Source organism: Methylobacterium radiodurans (genome assembly GCF_003173735.1).
Lineage (GTDB): Bacteria > Pseudomonadota > Alphaproteobacteria > Rhizobiales > Beijerinckiaceae > Methylobacterium > Methylobacterium radiodurans.
In genome coordinates this window covers 5,010,350-5,026,031 of record NZ_CP029551.1, presented here as the reverse complement: position 1 = coordinate 5,026,031, position 15,682 = coordinate 5,010,350, and the positions used below count along the sequence as shown (strand labels likewise).

Sequence of the window (15,682 nt, the reverse complement as noted above, 5' to 3'; positions counted from 1 at the left end):
CCCTCCCAAGAAGACAGACCCGCGGATCGGCTTCCGCAATATGTTTCAGGCTTAAAGCATATTGCGCCCGGAGGCAATATGCTTTAAGCCTAAATCATTCCGGCGGACGACGCGGTCCGGCCGGCCCGCACTCGAACGCGAGGGCCTCACCGTGGATGCGACCTCCGAGCCGGCCAAGGCGATCGACACCTTCGCCCGCGACCACCTCCCCCCGCGCGACTCCTGGCCCGACCTGATCTTCGCGCTGCCGGAATTGCGATATCCGCGCCGCCTGAACTGCGTGACGCACCTCCTCGACCGCTGGATCGCGGAGGGCCGCGGCCATGCCCTGTGCCTGATTGGCGAACATGAATCGCTGACCTACCGGCAATTGCTCGAGCGGGTGAACCGCATCGCCAACGTGCTGGTGAACCGGCTCGGCCTCAAGCCCGGCAACCGCGTGCTCCTGCGCTCGGGCAACACGCCGATGATGGTGGCGACCTACCTCGCCGTGCTGAAGGCCGGCGGCGTGGTGGTGGCCACCATGCCGCTGCTGCGGGCCCGCGAGATTGCCTATCCGCTCGAAAAGGCCCGCATCGCCATCGCTTTGTGCGACCATCGCCTCGCGCAGGAGATGGAGGGCGCCCGCGCCCACGCGCCGGGGCTGGAGCGCATCGTGTACTGGGGCGGCGGGCCGGATTCGCTCGAAGCCCTGATGGCCGGCGAGAGCCCGGCCTTCACCGCGGCCGACACCGCCGCGGACGATGTCTGCCTCATCGCCTTCACCTCGGGCACGACCGGCGAGCCCAAGGGCGCGATGCACTTCCACCGCGATCTGCTGGCGATCTGCGACACCTATGCCCGCCACGTGGTGCGCGCCGGGCCCGACGACCGCTTCATCGGCTCGGCGCCCTTCGCCTTCACCTTCGGCCTCGCCATCATCCTGTTTCCGATGCGGGTCGGCGGCTCGGCGGTGGTGCTGGAGCGGGCCGGGCCCGAGGATCTGGCGCTGGCGATCGGGCGCGAGCGAGCGACCATCTGCTTCACCGCGCCGACCGCCTACCGGGCGATGCTGGCCAAGCTCGCCGCCTACGACCTGTCGTCGCTGCGCCGCTGCATCTCGGCGGGCGAGTCGCTCAGCCGCGCGACCTTCGACGCCTGGAAGGCCGCCACCGGCCGGACGCTGCTCGACGGCATCGGCGGCACCGAGATGCTCCACATCTACCTCGCCTCGCCCGAGGACGAGGTGCGCCCCGGCGCCACCGGCCGCCCGGTGCCGGGCTACGAGGCCCGCGTGGTGGACGAGGCGGGCCGCGAGGTTCCTCCCGGCACGATCGGTCGTCTTGCCGTCCGCGGCCCCACCGGCTGCCGCTACCTCGCCGACCCGCGCCAGGGCAGCTACGTCGTCGATGGCTGGAACTATCCCGGCGACAGCTACCTCATGGATGAGGACGGCTACTTCTGGTATCAGGCCCGCTGCGACGACATGATCGTCTCCTCCGGCTACAACATCTCCGGGCCGGAGGTGGAGGCGGTGCTCCTGCGCCATCCCGACGTGCTCGAATGCGCCGTCGTCGGCGCGCCCGACCCCGAGCGCGGCACCATCGTCAAGGCTTACGTCGTCCGTGCCCCCGGTGCCGAGGCCCCGGCCAAAACGTTGCAGGACTTCGTCAAGGCCGAGATCGCGCCCTACAAGTATCCCCGCGCCGTCGCCTTCGTCGACAGCCTGCCCAAGACCGCCTCCGGGAAGATCCAGCGCTTCGCCTTACGCCTGCGCGCCGTCGAAGAGGCTGCCGAGCCCGCGCCCCTGGTGGTGACGGCATGAGCGCTCCGGCCCGCGCGGCGCCGCCGGCGCGAGCGGATCAGGCCGGCCTGTTCGGCGCGCCGGTGCGCGTGCGCTTCTCGCACTGCGATCCGGCCGGCATCGTCTACTTCCCGCGCTGGTTCGACCTGCTGAACGGCGTCGTGGAGGACTGGTTCACCAACGCGCTCGGGCTCGATTACCAGGCCTTCCACCAGACCCGCGGCATCGGCCTCGGCTACGGACACGCCGAGGCCGACTTCCTCCGGCCCGGCTTCTGGAACGACCGTCTCGACGTGTTCGTGCGGGTCGCCCGCGTCGGCGGCGCCTCGCTCGACCTCGCGGTGAGCGGGTTTCGCGACGACGCGCCCGTGATCGCCGCCCGCCTCGTCATCGTCACCACCTCGCTCACTGAGCGCCGCGCCATTCCCCTTCCCGACGACCTGCGTGCGGCGGCCGAGCACTACCGCGACGGCCAAAGCCTTCCGACAGCATCCGGAGACACCCCGTGAGCATCATGACCGACATCCGGCCGCAAGGCGCCGCCATCCTGCAGCCCGCCGGCTGGCCGGCGCCCCGCGGCTACGCCAACGGCATGGCCGCCACCGGCCGGCTCGTCGTCACCGGCGGCGTCGTCGGCTGGGACGCGGACGAGCGCTTCCCCGAGGGGATCGTCGCGCAGGTGCATCAGGCGCTCAGCAACATCCGGGCGATCCTGGCCGAGGCCGGCGCCGAGCCGCACCACCTCGTGCGCCTGACATGGTACGTCACCGACATGGACGCCTATCTCGAAGCCCGCCGCGATCTCGGCGGCGTCTACCGCAACGTATTCGGTGCGCATTTCCCGGCCATGGCGCTGGTGCAGGTGGTGCGCCTCGTCGAGCCGCCGGCGCTCGTCGAGATCGAGGCGACCGCCGTGGTGCCGGAGTGACGATGACGCCCGAGGACCGCGACCGGCTCGACCGCGAGTACAACGCACGCGCCAGCGTCCCGAGCTTCGAGACGGAGTACGCCCGCTACGTCGCGGCGAGCGTCGAGGCGGTGTCGCGCCTGGAGCGGGTGGCGGACCTCGTCTACGACACGGCCTCGGGCCAGACCCTCGACCTCTACCCTGCAGGCCCAAGCAGCCCGCTGTTCCTGTGGATTCACGGCGGCTACTGGCGTGCCCTGTCGAAGGACGACAACGCCTTCCCGGCCCTCGGCCTCGTGCCGAACGGCGTCTCGGTGGCGGTGATGAACTACGCGCTGGCCCCCGCCGCCGATCTCGACGAGATCGTGCGCCAGACCCGCACAGCGCTGGCGTGGCTGCAAGCCGAGGCCGGCCGCTACGGCTTTGAGGGGCGCCGCATCCATGTCGGCGGCTCCTCGGCCGGTGGGCATCTCGGGGGCATGCTGCTGGCCAGCGGTTGGCAAAATGCGTTCGGCGTGCTGGAGGACGCGGTCGCCTCCGGGCTGCTGCTCTCGGGCCTGATGGATCTGGAGCCGTTGATCCACACCCACATCAACGCCTGGATGCGCCTCGACCCCGAGGCGGCCCGCCGCAACAGCCCACTCCACGTGATTCCCGGGCGCTCGCGGGCGCAGCTCCTCGCCTCCGTCGGCGGGCTGGAGAGCGACGCCTTCAAGGACCAGACCGAGCGCTACCTCCGGGCCTGGACTGGGGCCGGCCATGTCGGGCAGCGGATCGCGATGCCGGGCTACAACCACTTCGACATCGCGCTGAGCCTGCGCGAGCCGGACGGAACGCTGGCCCGCGCCGTCGCGGCTCTGTGCTGAGGTCGGGAGGCGCCGACCGGCTCCGCCATCCACCCCCCTCATCCTGAGGTACCGCGTCAGCGGCCTCGAAGGAGGGCTCAAGGGATCGCAACGACTGCCGGAGCCCTCCTTCGAGGCTCCGCTTCGCTCCGCACCTCAGGATGAGGGGGGTGGAGGGAATGAATCCGTCAAACAGGCCCAGAGAAGAAACAACCCGGCCCCATGATGGGCCGGGTTTTTCGTGTTCGGCCGATCAAGAAGAAGCCAAATCTTGAGCACAGGCTGCGTTCCGAGCAGGCAATCTGCCCGATATATTGCACATGCTCACGGCCATGCCGCAACGCAACAACACCAAATCCCAACAAATCACCCGGAAAAGAGGCCAAATATTTGAGTTTCCGGCGCATTGCTGCGTAATCCGGATAGTCGCCACGTGTACGGGATAGCTCCGCGGGCGGCCTGAGATGACATTTCCTGCATGAGGAACGCCCCGAACGGGGCACCCGAGCGAGGAGGGTCACGATCATGGTCACGCAACGCAACGTCTGCGTCATCGGCTCCGGCATCAGCGGGCTCGCCGCAGCGAAAGCCTTTCGCGAGCGCGGCCACCGCGTCACGGTGATCGAGCGCGGCCCCGATCTCGGCGGCGTGTGGGATCCGTCGCGCTCCTATCCCGACGTGAAGACCCAGACCCCGAAGGGCATCTACGCCTTCAGCCAGATGCCGATGCCGGCCGATTACCCGGAATGGCCCTCGGGGGGCCAGGTTTTCGCCTACCTGCGCGCCTATGCAGAGCGCTTTGGCCTCATCCCCCTGATCTGGTTCGGCCAGTCGGTGAGCGCGCTGAAGAAGCGCGCCGACCGCGGCTGGGACGTGACGGTGGCGGGCGCCGACGGTGCGAGCCGGACCGAGGCTTACGACTTCGTCGCCCTCTGCACCGGTCAGTTCAGCCAGAAGAACAAGCCGGTCCATCCGGGCGCCGACGACTTTCGCGCGATGGGTGGGGCGATCTTGCATTCGAGCGAGCACACCGACGCCGAATCGGTGCGGGGCAAGCGGGTGATCGTGCTCGGCTACTCAAAATCGGCCACCGACGTGGCGGTGAGCGCGGTCAAGCACGGCGCGGAAGGGGTGACGCTGGTCTATCTGGATCCGGCCTGGAAGATTCCCTACTTCTTCGGCGGGCTGATCAACTTCAAGAACATCCTCTATTGCCGCGCGGCGGAATCGATGTTCCTGCCCTTCAACGCCGGCCCGGTCCGCCGCCTGGTGCAGCGGCTCGCCACCCCGCTGATCTGGGCGAACTGGCGCGCGCTCGAGACGCTGCTCAAGACCCAGTTCAAGCTGAAGAAGAATGGCCTGCTGCCCAAGACCCGGATCGAGGACGACATCCACTGCAACCTCGCCGTCGAGACGCCAGGCTTCTACAAGCTGGTCACCGAGGGCAAGATCCGCACGATCCAGGGCACCATCGCGTCCTACGAGGGCAAGAGCGCGGTGCTGACCGGGGGCCAGCGCGTGCCGGCCGACCTCGTGGTGATGGCCACCGGCTGGCGCCAGGAGATCCCGATCCTCGACGCCTCCGACCGGGCCAAGCTCATCGACGCGGACGGCCAGTACAAGCTCTACCGGATGATCGTGAACCCGGACCTGTCCGATCTCGGCTTCGTCGGCTTCAATTCGAGCTTTGCCACCAACCTCTCGGCGGAACTCGGCGCCAACTGGCTGGTGCGGTTCATGGACGGCCAGCTCGCGCGCCAGCCGAGCCGGGCGCAGATGGAGGCGGGCATCGTCCGCTCGCTCGCGTGGCGGCGCGGCGAGCGCCCCTCGGCCAAGGCCTATGGGGGCCTCTGCATCGCGCCCTACCACAACCACCACTTCTCGGGGCTTCTGGCCGATATCGGCGTGCGGACCCGCGAGGGCAATCCGATCACGGCCGCGTTCCTGCCGCTGCGCCCCCCGGTCTACGCCGAACTCCTCAAGCGGGCGCCGGCCTATCAGGCGGTCGCCGCGCCCCAGCCCGCCGGTCTCCGGGCGGTCGAGACGCCGCGGGCCGCCTGAGCCCGCGCGACCGGCGCCGCGCCTCAGCGGTGCCGGTTGCGCAGGGTGTGGGACGGCACCTCGCCGAAGCGGTCGCGGTAGGCGGCCGCCGCCCGGCCGAGATGGTTGAGACCGACCGCGAGCGCGAGGTCGCCGACCTTGGCCTCCGGATCGGAGGCCAGCAGCAGCGCCCGCCAGCGGTCGAGGCGCTGGGCCAGGATGAAGTCCGAGATCGTGCTGTCCCGGAACTGGCGAAAACCGTCCTGAAGCGAGCGGATGCTGACCCCCGCCTCCTCGGACAGCTGCGGCAGCGTCAGAGCGGAGTCGAGATGCGCGCGGACATACTCCTCGGCCCGGCGCACGTGGGACGGCGCCACCGACACAAGTTGCGGCCGCAGCAGGGTGCCGCTGCCTTCCGCGTGCTCCAGCATGTGCCCGACCAGCAGGGTGACGAAGGCGGAGGCGAGTTCGCTCTCGAACACGTTCGTGCCGCAAGCCGGCTGCGTCCGGCTCTCGGCGAGGTGCTGAAGGAGCTTGGCCTGGGACAGGATCGCCGCCCCACGCGGACGCCGCAGATCGATCGCCGGATCGAAGCCGAAGGGCTTCGGGATGCGGTCGAGGACGCGCACGATATGCTCCTCCGCGAGGTCGCGCGGCACGAGGATGATCAGCTTCTCGCAACCGGCCTCCCACACCATCTGGGTCGGCAGCAGCGGCGAGAGCAGGGTCGCCCGCTCGATGTCCGCGATCGTTTCGTGCGGCCCGCTGCGCACCAGGGCCGCGCCCGCGAGCGGGATCTGCAGCAGGAAGAACCGGTCGAGGAAGCCGGGATCGATCTCAACTTCCGCGCCGTAGGTGACGTAGTTGATGGTCAGGCCCCCGAAGCCCACCGTGTGATGGCGCGCCTCGAACAGGGAGGCGGCGTCGGCGCCCACCGGAATCAATCGGTGCGGGCAGAAGATCCGGCCGATCCGGTCGCGCGCCGCCTCGGGGTCCCGGGTCTCGACCAGCGCGTAGCGGGCAAGCGGACGGGAGGCATTCGGCAGGTGTCTCGGGTCGCGGGTCGCGTCGTCGTCCATGGTCCCATCGGTCGTCCAGGCCCATCGCCGGATGGTGCCTGTGGCAGCAAAACCAGCACAAGGGCCCTCGCGCGGCAGGACCCGCTTTTCCTGCGCGATCCGGATAGCCGGCTCGTGAATGGGATAGCCGGACCGAGGCCGAAACCTGACTATTTCTCCAAACAGGCCGCCGTTATTCAGAATTGACAGCCCAGAAAATCAGCAAAGCGAGGAAAAGATGAGCGACATCGGACCACTTCCGGCTGGCATCACCCGAGCCGGCGAAGGAGTCGACGGGACCGTCTGGAACGTTCTCGGCCACACCTACTGGTTCAAGGCGAACAGCGACAGCGCCTTCTCGTTCGAGACCTACGATCCGCCGGGCACCTTCGTGCCGCCGCACATCCACCCGACGCAGGACGAGTTCATCTACGTGCTGGAAGGCACCTTTGACCTCTATCTCGACGGTCAGTGGCTCCAGGCGAAGGTCGGCGACCTCGTCTGCATGCCGAAGGGCAAGCCGCACGCCTATTACAACCGCACCGACAAGCCGAACCGGGCGATCTTCTGGGTCAGCCCCGGCCGGCGGCTGAAGGAGCTGTTCGACCAGCTCCACGACCTGACGGATCCGGAGGAGGTCGTGCGCCGCTCCGCGACTTGCGAAGTCGATTTCCTGCCGCCGGGGTCGGTGCCGGGCGCCTGAGCCCCGCTCCATCCACACCGCGCCCGTCCGCCGGGCGGGCGCGCCGAGCGACGAACGCGAAACGAGGGGGCAGACATGACGAAACGGGTGGCAGCACGGCGGGGGAGGATCGCGGCGCGCGCGCGGCGGGCAGCTTTGGCCCTGGCGGCAACCGTAGGGTTCGCCGCACCGGCCCAGGCCTACGACCTGCCGAACCTGAACCTCGGCTTCACCAGCTTCCTCGACGGCGCGCCGCCATCCGGGCCCGGCTGGTATCCGAACCAGTATCTCCAGGTCTATTCGGCCGGGCGCCTGACCGACAACCGCGGGGCCAGCCTCGGCCTGCCGCGGGAGAACGTCAGCGCCTTCGTCAGCCTGACCCAGCTCCTCTACGTCTCGCCGATCAAGATCGGCTCCGGCGCGCTCGGCATCGACATCATCGTTCCGGCGATCATCGATTCGCGTGCAGACGACGGCCTCGGCGGCGCGGTGCTGAAGGCGCGCCAGGGCATCGGCGACCTGCTGATCGGCCCGTTCATCCAGTTCGATCCGATCATGGGCGAGAAGGGGCCGCTGTTCGTCGGCCGCATCGAGGCGCAGATGATCCTGCCGACCGGGCGCTACGACCCGAATGCGGCGGTCAACCCCGGCTCGAACTTCTTTTCGTTCAACCCCTACGTCGCCGGCACCCTGTTCCTGACGCCCGACTGGACCGTCTCGGCGCGGTTCCACTACCTCTGGAACGCCTCGAACGACCGCCCGAACGTCGGCTTCGGCCCGACCGCGGTGACGACCCAGGCCGGTCAGGCCCTGCACGCCAACTTCGCCAGCGAGTTCAGCGTGACGAAGGAGCTGAAGCTCGGCGTAAACGGCTACTGGCTGCAGCAGATCAGCGACACGCTCGCCAACGGCGTCGCGGTGCCGGGCCGGCGCGAGCGCGTCTTCGCCCTTGGACCTGGCGCGCTCTACGCGATCAACAAGGACAATTTCCTGTTCTTCAACGCCTATTATGAATTTGGCGCGCAGAATCGGCCGGAAGGCCAGCGCTACACAATGCGCTGGGTCGGCCATTTCAACTGAACGCCTCCGACGACGCGCCTGATCCGTCGGCCGGACGCATCGTCGACAAGGAACCGCCATGTCCGAGTTCGCCGCCCGCCTGTCGCTCTACGGACTGACGTCGGACCGTCTGGCTCGGGCCGCCCGCCTCGCGACGCCGCTCGGCGGCGTGATCGACGGGGCCGTGGAGGCCTATGTCGAAGCGGCCGGGCGCATGCCGAATGTCGGCCCGATCTTCGAGCGTCACGGTGCGGAGATCGCCGGCCGCCTCCGGGCGCATTTCAGGATGCTCCTGTCGGGCGTGATCGATGCGGCCTACGCGGGGCGGTCCGCCGAATTGGCGGGCTGGGAAGCCGAACTCGGCCTCGACGCCCGCGCTCGCGCGATGGCGGGCAACGCGCTCCTGTGCGCCTGCCTCCCGGCCCTGGCGCGGCGCAGCCCGCTGGGCTCCCGCTCCGTCGCCGAGCAGGGCGCGCTGATCGCGCAGCTTCTCGCCTTCGACCTCGCCTCCACCATCACGGCGCATCACGAGGCGGCACAGGCGAGCGCGCGGCACCGCTACGAGAGCCTGACGCGCGATCTCGCTGCGTTCGGAACCGGCATGGACGGCGTCAGCGCCACGGTTCAGGAGACCGCATCCGCTCTCTCGGACTTCTCGGCGAACCTGAAGGCCACGGCGGGGACGTCCGAGATCGCAACCGAAACGGTCGCCCACGCGCTCGAGGCTGCATCCTCGAGTGTCGGCGTCGCCGCTCAGGCCGCCGACCGCATCGCCGCCTCGAATCGGGAGATCGGCGCCATCAGCGACCGCGGCTCCGCCGCAGCCACCGAGACGCTCGGTCAGATCGCAACGGCGAGCCGTTCCATGGACGGCTTGCGGACGGCCCTGTCCGAAATTTCCAGCGTCAGCACGCTGATCGGCGGGATCGCGCGGCAGACCAACCTGCTCGCCCTCAATGCCACGATCGAGGCCGCGCGCGCGGGCGAGGCGGGTCGGGGCTTCGCGATCGTCGCCGCCGAGGTCAAGTCACTCGCGGACGAGACGGCCGCGGCGACCACCCGGATCGAACGCCTCGTCGGCGACGTCGGCAGCGCGGCGCAGGCCACCGACGGCGACCTCGACGCGATCCGTGGCACGATGGGCATCCTGCGCGACACGTCGCAGGGCCTCACCGCGGCCGTGCGCCAGCAGACCGACGACGCGCGACAGATCGCCGAGGCCGTCCGCGACGCCTCGACCGTCACGCGGCGGGCGCATCACGAGGCCGAGAACATCGCGACCTCGGCCGCGCGCGGCGTCGGCATGGCCGACGATCTCACGGTCTGGACGGAAAAGCTCAAAACCACGGCCGACGCGCTGCGGGAGACCGTGGACGCCTTTGCGCACAACCTGCGACGGGCCTAAAACACAGACCGGCCGATCGCCAGGAGAGGTGCATGAAGACGTTCTTCGTACAGATCAAATGCGAAATCGGAAAAACCTACGAGGTCTCCGACAGCCTTCTCTCCATGAATTTGGCATCGGAAATTTATTCGACCGCCGGACGATTCGATATCATGGCGAAATTTCATGTCGACAACGATATCGATATCGGACTGTTCGTCAACGATTTCCTGCTGAACCTCAAGAATGTCAAGGATTCCGAGACGATCATTGCTTTCAAGGCATTCCTCTGACGAGGTCGTCCTCGCTCAGGAGATGGACCGAGGAAGAAGCCCGACACCAATCGCGGCGAGCCGCGGGTTGGGTACAATCAGCGGCGAGTCATTCTCTAGCTTCATTGATGGCAGATGATGAACCGAACGAGATCATCTCCTCTATCATATCAATATATCAAAACTTTTGCCGCAAATGATCATCTAATGAATTAAAAGCCCTGGCCAGCCGGAAAAGATCAAACCATCCAGAAGCAGACCTTCTCAGAGTCCGTTTTGGGTCGGGAGCGGCGGTTCAGCGCCTATCAGCCCAAGGTTGGCTCATGGCGCACAGCCGAACAAGTGCGTGCGAACTCCTGACCCCTTGCAGCGCTTCGGAAGGTCCGCTTCGAGGCTGGTGGGGTAGAGGTCCAAGGCCGGGTCGGGTGGATATCCGCCAGTCCGCTTTCGGGCGTAGAACAAGCGAAGGCGGACGCTCGGCGGTTAGCGGTAATTGGCCGAAGACCGAGAAACTGCTTCGAGTCGAGCGAGAGCAGAGTTCGGAGAGATGCTCGTCTTGGGAAGAGGCGGGAGTATCCGTTTGGCAGCGAAGGGTGTTTCGAAGCCTTTTGCCAGGCCTCTTGGGTCCGCAAACAGCCCCCTCACGTCCGCAGGCGACAGCGATCGGCGGAATCTCGCCGAAGGCCAAATGCCAAACGGCGGAAACTTGCCGAACAGCGACAGGTTAATCGGCGCCAAATATATGATTTTACACGTACTTCTCGAATTTTCTGACTTGGCATCGCCGTTGCCAATGCCGTGCTACGCGTCTCGATGATGCTGCCCAAAGAGGCCGAAGGCCCAGGGGAGTGGAAGCGCGTCGATCCCGCCCCGCCGCAGATGCGGGGTTAGTGGCATGAAGATGGGAGAACGCACATGAATACGGCTGTCCCGGCGGTGACGGGATCAATCCCGACCGTCGAAACCTCTGATCGGCAGAAGATCAAGGCCATCGTCGCCGCCTCCTCCGGCAATCTCGTCGAATGGTACGACTTCTATGCTTACGCCTTCACCTCGATCTATTTCGCCTCGGCGTTCTTCCCAAGCAGCAGCCCGACCGGCCAGCTCCTGGCGACGGCCGGCATCTTCGCCGTCGGCTTCTTCATGCGGCCGCTGGGCGGCTGGATCTTCGGCCGCATCGCCGACCGGCGTGGGCGCAAGTCGTCGATGGTTTTCTCGGTGCTGCTGATGTGCGCCGGCTCGCTGATGATCGGCCTGCTGCCGACCTACGAGACCATCGGCGTGCTCGCGCCCGTCCTGCTCCTCGTCGCGCGGCTTGCGCAGGGGCTCTCGGTCGGCGGCGAGTACGGCACGGCTGCGACCTACATGAGCGAGGTCGCCGGCAAGGGCCGCCGCGGCTTCCTGTCCTCGTTTCAGTACGTCACTTTGATCGGCGGGCAGCTGCTCGCGGTGCTCGTCGTTTTCGCCCTCCAGCACGCCCTGACCGGCGAGGAGATGCGGGCCTGGGGCTGGCGCGTCCCGTTCCTGATCGGCGCCGCCGCCGCGGTCGTTGCGATGATGCTGCGCGGCTCGCTGAAGGAGTCGATCTCCCAGGAGACGATGAACAGCAAGGAAGCCGGTTCGCTGCGGGCCCTCATGCAGCACAAGCGGGCGCTGCTGATCACGCTCGCCTTCACCATGGGTGGGTCGCTCTACTTCTACACGATGACGACCTACATGCAGAAGTTCCTCGTCAACACGGTGAAGCTCGACCTCAAGGCGGTTTCGACGGTGATGACCCTAGCGCTCATCGTGTTCATGCTGCTGCAGCCGCTCTTCGGTGCCCTGTCGGACCGGATCGGCCGGCGCAACAACATGATCCTATTCAGCGGCCTCGCCACCCTTGGTGCGGTGCCGCTGCTCTCCTCGCTATCGCTGGTGACGAGCCCCTACGCGGCCTTCGGGCTGATCCTGACCGGCCTCGTGATCGCGACCTTCTACACCTCGATCAGCGGCGTGGTGAAGGCCGAACTCTTCCCGGCTGAGGTGCGGGCGCTCGGAGTCGGTCTGCCCTACGCCATCGCCAATGCGATGTTCGGCGGTACGGCGGAGTATGTCGCGCTCTCGTTCAAGTCCTATGGCAACGAGAGCCTGTTCTTCTACTACGTTGCCGCCATGGCCTCCGTCGCCTTCCTGGCGTCGCTCTGGATGCCCGACACCCGCAAGTACGGCTATCTCGACGGCAACGGCCGGATGAAGGACTGAGGACCGGCACACCGGCCGGGGATCTGCACGATCTCGGCGAGAGGGGTCCCGGCCCGAAGCGGCCGGGACCGGGAAGACGAGCGCTGCACCGGCAAGCACCAGGCGGCGATGATCCGACCCCTCCGCCCCCTGCCACCGGTCCCGGGCAGCGTCGCCACGACCTCCGCATTCTCTGTCACCGAACAATCGAAGAAGAATTGGTCGCTCCCATGTCCAAAGGTTCAGATCTGCTCGTGCAAGCGCTGGAGAACGAGGGCGTCGACCGCGTCTTCGGCATCCCGGGCGAGGAGAACCTCGACATCGTCGAGTCCCTGCGCACCTCGAAGATCGAGCTCGTCCTGACCCGCCACGAGCAGGCCGCAGCCTTCATGGCCGCGACCTACGGGCGGCTCACCGGCAAGCCCGGCGTCTGCCTCGCCACGCTCGGCCCGGGCGCGCTCAACTTCTCGACCGGCGCCGCCTACGCGCATCTGGGCGCCATGCCGATGATCATCATCACCGGCCAGAAGGGCATCCTCTCCTCGCGCCAGGCCCGCTTCCAGATCGTCGACGTCATCGCCTCGATGAAGCCGATCACCAAGATGGCGCGCCAGATCGTCTCCGCCTCCTCGATCCCCACCATCGTGCGCGACGCCTTCCGGGTCGCCATGGAGGAGCGGCCCGGCCCGGTCCTCTTGGAGCTGCCCGAGGACATCGCGGCCGAGGAAGCCGATTCGTACACGGTGCCCTCCCACCCGATCGACATCCCGGTCGCCCATCCGAAGGCGATCGAGCGCGCCGCCGAGATGATCGTCGCGGCCAAGCGCCCGCTGGTGATGCTGGGCGCGGCCGCCTCCCGCCCGCGCTCGACGAGCGACCTCGGCGGCTTCGTGCAGCGCACCGGAATCCCGTTCTTCACCACCCAGATGGGCAAGGGCACGGTCGCGCACGGCACCCGCCTCTACATGGGCACCGCCGCCCTGTCGGAGCGCGACTACGTGCACGAGGCGATCGACGCCGCCGACCTCATCATCGCCATCGGCCACGACACGGTGGAGAAGCCGCCCTTCTTCATGGGCCAGCCGGACCAGAAGGTGCTGCACATCAGCTACACCCCGGCCAATGTCGAGCAGGTCTACTACCCCGACGCCGAGGTGGTGGGCGATCTCGGCCCCACCCTGAAGCTGCTCGCCGACCGGCTGGAGGACAGGCTGCCGAACGCGGGCGCGTTGCTGCCGCTGCGCGAGCACATCCTGTCCCGCATCGCCGACCGGGCCGACGAGGACCGCTTCCCCGTCACCCCGCAGCGGCTGGTGCGCGACGTGCGCCGGGTGATCCCCGAGGACGGCATCGTCTGCCTCGACAACGGGATGTACAAGATCTGGTTCGCCCGCAACTATCGCACCTACGTGGCCAACACGCTGCTGCTCGACAACGCGCTGGCCACGATGGGCGCGGGCCTGCCCTCGGCGATGATGGCGGCGCTGCTCTACCCGAAGCGCCGTGTCATGGCGGTGTGCGGCGACGGCGGCTTCATGATGAACAGCCAGGAGATGGAGACGGCCGTGCGGCTCGGCCTCAACCTCGTGGTGCTGATCCTGGACGACTCGGCCTACGGCATGATCCGCTGGAAGCAGGCGGTGGACGAGTTCCCGGATTACGGCATGACCTTCAAGAACCCGGACTTCGTGAAGTACGCCGAGTCCTACGGCGCCACGGGACACCGGGTCGGCGCGGTCGAGGATCTGGGGCCGACGCTGGAGAAGGCGTTCCAGGCCGGCGGCGTCCACCTCGTGGCGGTGCCGATCGACTACTCGGAGAACACCCGCGTGCTCGTGAAGGAGCTGCGCGAGAAGGTGAAGGACGCCGCACCCACTGAGTGAGCGACGTCCGCCAGACCCGTCATCGCCTGAACCCGTCGAAGCCCCCGAGGGAATCCGACTATGCCTGAGACCGAGACCCTGTCCCTGAAGGACCCGAGCCTGCTCGTCGATGCCTGCCTGATCGGCGGCGAATGGTCGAAGAGCGGGTCCGGGTCGATCGAGGTGACGAACCCCGCCACCGGCGCGCTCATCGCGCGGGTGCCCAACATAGGCGCCGAGGAGACGCGCCGGGCGATCGAGGCGGCGCACGCGGCCTATCCGGCCTGGCGCGCCAAGACCGCCGCCGAGCGCGCGACGCTGCTCAAGAAGCTCGCGGCGCTGATCACCGAGAACCAGGAGGATCTCGCCCGCATCCTCACCGCCGAGCAGGGCAAGTCGCTCGCCGAGGCGCGGGCCGAGGTCACCATGTCGGCGGGCTACGTCACGTGGTTCGCCGAGGAGGCCCGGCGCGTCTACGGCGAGGTCATCCCCTCGCCCTGGCAGAACCGGCGCATCCTCGTCACCAAGGAGCCGGTCGGCGTGGTGGGGGCGATCACGCCCTGGAACTTCCCGTCCTCGATGATCGCCCGCAAGCTCGCGCCGGCACTCGCCGCCGGCTGCCCGATCGTGATCAAGCCCGCCGCCCAGACGCCGCTCTCGGGCTTGGTCTGGGGCCTGCTCTGCGAGCGGGCCGGCATCCCGGCGGGCCTCGTCTCGATCCTCACCGGCTCGGCCCGGGCGATCGGGGGCGAACTCACCGGCAACCCGCTGGTGAAGAAGGTCACGTTCACGGGCTCGACCGAGGTCGGCAAGCTCCTGATGAGCCAGGCCGCCGGCACGGTGAAGAAGGTCTCGATGGAACTCGGCGGCAACGCGCCCTTCATCGTGTTCGACGATGCCGACCTCGACCGGGCGGTCGAGGGCGCGATGCTGGCCAAGTACCGCAACTCGGGCCAGACCTGCGTCTGCACCAACCGGGTGCTGGTGCAGGACGGCATCTACGACGCCTTCGCGGAGAAGATGGCGGCGGCGGCCAAGGCCCTGAAGGTCGGCAACGGCGCGGAGGAGGGCGTGGTGCAGGGCCCGCTCATCGACCACGCCGCGGTCGAGAAGGTCGAGGCGCATATCCGCGACGCCACCGCCAAGGGCGCGCGGGTGATCGCGGGGGGCCGCCGCCACGCGCTCGGCGGCTCGTTCTTCGAGCCGACCGTGCTGGTCGACGTGGTGCCGGGCATGGATGTCGCGAAGGAGGAGACCTTCGGGCCGCTGGCGCCGCTCTTCCGCTTCCGCGACGAGGCGGAGGCGATCGCGATGGCCAACGACACGGAGTTCGGGCTGGCCTGCTACTTCTACACGCGCGATCTCGGGCGGGTCTTCCGGGTCTCAGAGGCGCTGGAATACGGCATGGTCGGCGTCAACGAGGGCATCATCACCACCGAGGTGGCGCCCTTCGGCGGCGTGAAGGAGTCGGGCGTCGGCCGCGAGGGCGGCCACCAGGGCATCGACGACTACCTGAACACCAAGTACGTCTGCGTCGGCGGCCTCGGCGCCTGAGAGCTCTCCGACT

The 15,682-nt window shown here is 67.9% G+C and carries 13 protein-coding genes; 12 read left to right on the top strand and 1 reads right to left on the bottom strand.

Annotated elements, in window-relative coordinates:
- Positions 1 to 151 precede the first annotated feature (151 nt).
- The 5 genes from DK427_RS23565 to DK427_RS23545 all read left to right on the top strand — a co-directional run bounded on the left by DK427_RS23565 (position 152) and on the right by DK427_RS23545 (position 5,596).
- Positions 152 to 1,804: a benzoate-CoA ligase family protein gene (locus tag DK427_RS23565; protein WP_109953509.1), complete on the top strand. Its 1,653-nt coding sequence runs from the start codon at positions 152 to 154 to the stop codon at positions 1,802 to 1,804.
- Entirely contained in the window at positions 1,801 to 2,292 is a 492-nt protein-coding gene (locus tag DK427_RS23560) for an acyl-CoA thioesterase (protein ID WP_109953508.1), read from the top strand. The genes DK427_RS23565 and DK427_RS23560 overlap by 4 nt, the downstream gene beginning before the upstream one ends.
- Positions 2,293 to 2,297: 5 nt before the next feature.
- Positions 2,298 to 2,711, top strand: coding sequence for a RidA family protein (locus tag DK427_RS23555; RefSeq protein ID WP_109954342.1), 414 nt, complete (start codon positions 2,298 to 2,300; stop codon positions 2,709 to 2,711).
- Between the two features lie 2 nt (positions 2,712 to 2,713).
- Positions 2,714 to 3,556, top strand: a complete 843-nt coding sequence (locus tag DK427_RS23550) for an alpha/beta hydrolase (protein ID WP_109953507.1) — start codon at positions 2,714 to 2,716, stop codon at positions 3,554 to 3,556.
- 504 nt (positions 3,557 to 4,060) lie between these two features.
- Positions 4,061 to 5,596: a flavin-containing monooxygenase gene (locus DK427_RS23545; RefSeq protein ID WP_109953506.1), complete on the top strand. Its 1,536-nt coding sequence runs from the start codon at positions 4,061 to 4,063 to the stop codon at positions 5,594 to 5,596.
- Positions 5,597 to 5,619: 23 nt separating this feature from the next.
- Here DK427_RS23545 and DK427_RS23540 read toward each other — a convergent pair whose 3' ends face one another.
- Positions 5,620 to 6,654, bottom strand: a complete 1,035-nt coding sequence (locus DK427_RS23540) for an AraC family transcriptional regulator (protein ID WP_109953505.1) — start codon at positions 6,652 to 6,654, stop codon at positions 5,620 to 5,622.
- Between the two features lie 217 nt (positions 6,655 to 6,871).
- Here DK427_RS23540 and DK427_RS23535 point away from each other — a divergent pair, with 217 nt between their 5' ends.
- The 7 genes from DK427_RS23535 to DK427_RS23505 all read left to right on the top strand — a co-directional run bounded on the left by DK427_RS23535 (position 6,872) and on the right by DK427_RS23505 (position 15,669).
- Positions 6,872 to 7,336, top strand: coding sequence for a cupin domain-containing protein (locus DK427_RS23535; protein ID WP_109953504.1), 465 nt, complete (start codon positions 6,872 to 6,874; stop codon positions 7,334 to 7,336).
- A 75-nt stretch (positions 7,337 to 7,411) separates the two neighbouring features.
- Entirely contained in the window at positions 7,412 to 8,395 is a 984-nt protein-coding gene (locus DK427_RS23530) for a SphA family protein (protein ID WP_109953503.1), read from the top strand.
- Positions 8,396 to 8,453: 58 nt separating this feature from the next.
- Positions 8,454 to 9,779, top strand: coding sequence for a methyl-accepting chemotaxis protein (locus DK427_RS23525; RefSeq protein ID WP_109953502.1), 1,326 nt, complete (start codon positions 8,454 to 8,456; stop codon positions 9,777 to 9,779).
- 32 nt (positions 9,780 to 9,811) lie between these two features.
- Positions 9,812 to 10,051 (top strand): Lrp/AsnC ligand binding domain-containing protein, encoded by a 240-nt coding sequence (locus DK427_RS23520; protein ID WP_109953501.1) that lies wholly within the window; start codon positions 9,812 to 9,814, stop codon positions 10,049 to 10,051.
- A gap of 894 nt (positions 10,052 to 10,945) precedes the next feature.
- Positions 10,946 to 12,274 carry an MFS family transporter gene (locus DK427_RS23515; protein ID WP_109953500.1) on the top strand — a complete coding sequence of 443 codons (1,329 nt, stop codon included), beginning with the start codon at positions 10,946 to 10,948 and terminating at the stop codon, positions 12,272 to 12,274.
- 209 nt (positions 12,275 to 12,483) lie between these two features.
- Positions 12,484 to 14,136, top strand: a complete 1,653-nt coding sequence (locus DK427_RS23510) for an acetolactate synthase large subunit (protein ID WP_109953499.1) — start codon at positions 12,484 to 12,486, stop codon at positions 14,134 to 14,136.
- A 60-nt stretch (positions 14,137 to 14,196) separates the two neighbouring features.
- The gene (locus DK427_RS23505; RefSeq protein ID WP_109953498.1) at positions 14,197 to 15,669 is read left to right on the top strand and encodes an NAD-dependent succinate-semialdehyde dehydrogenase; all 1,473 of its coding nucleotides are present in this window, start codon (positions 14,197 to 14,199) and stop codon (positions 15,667 to 15,669) included.
- The last annotated feature ends 13 nt before the right edge of the window (positions 15,670 to 15,682 follow it).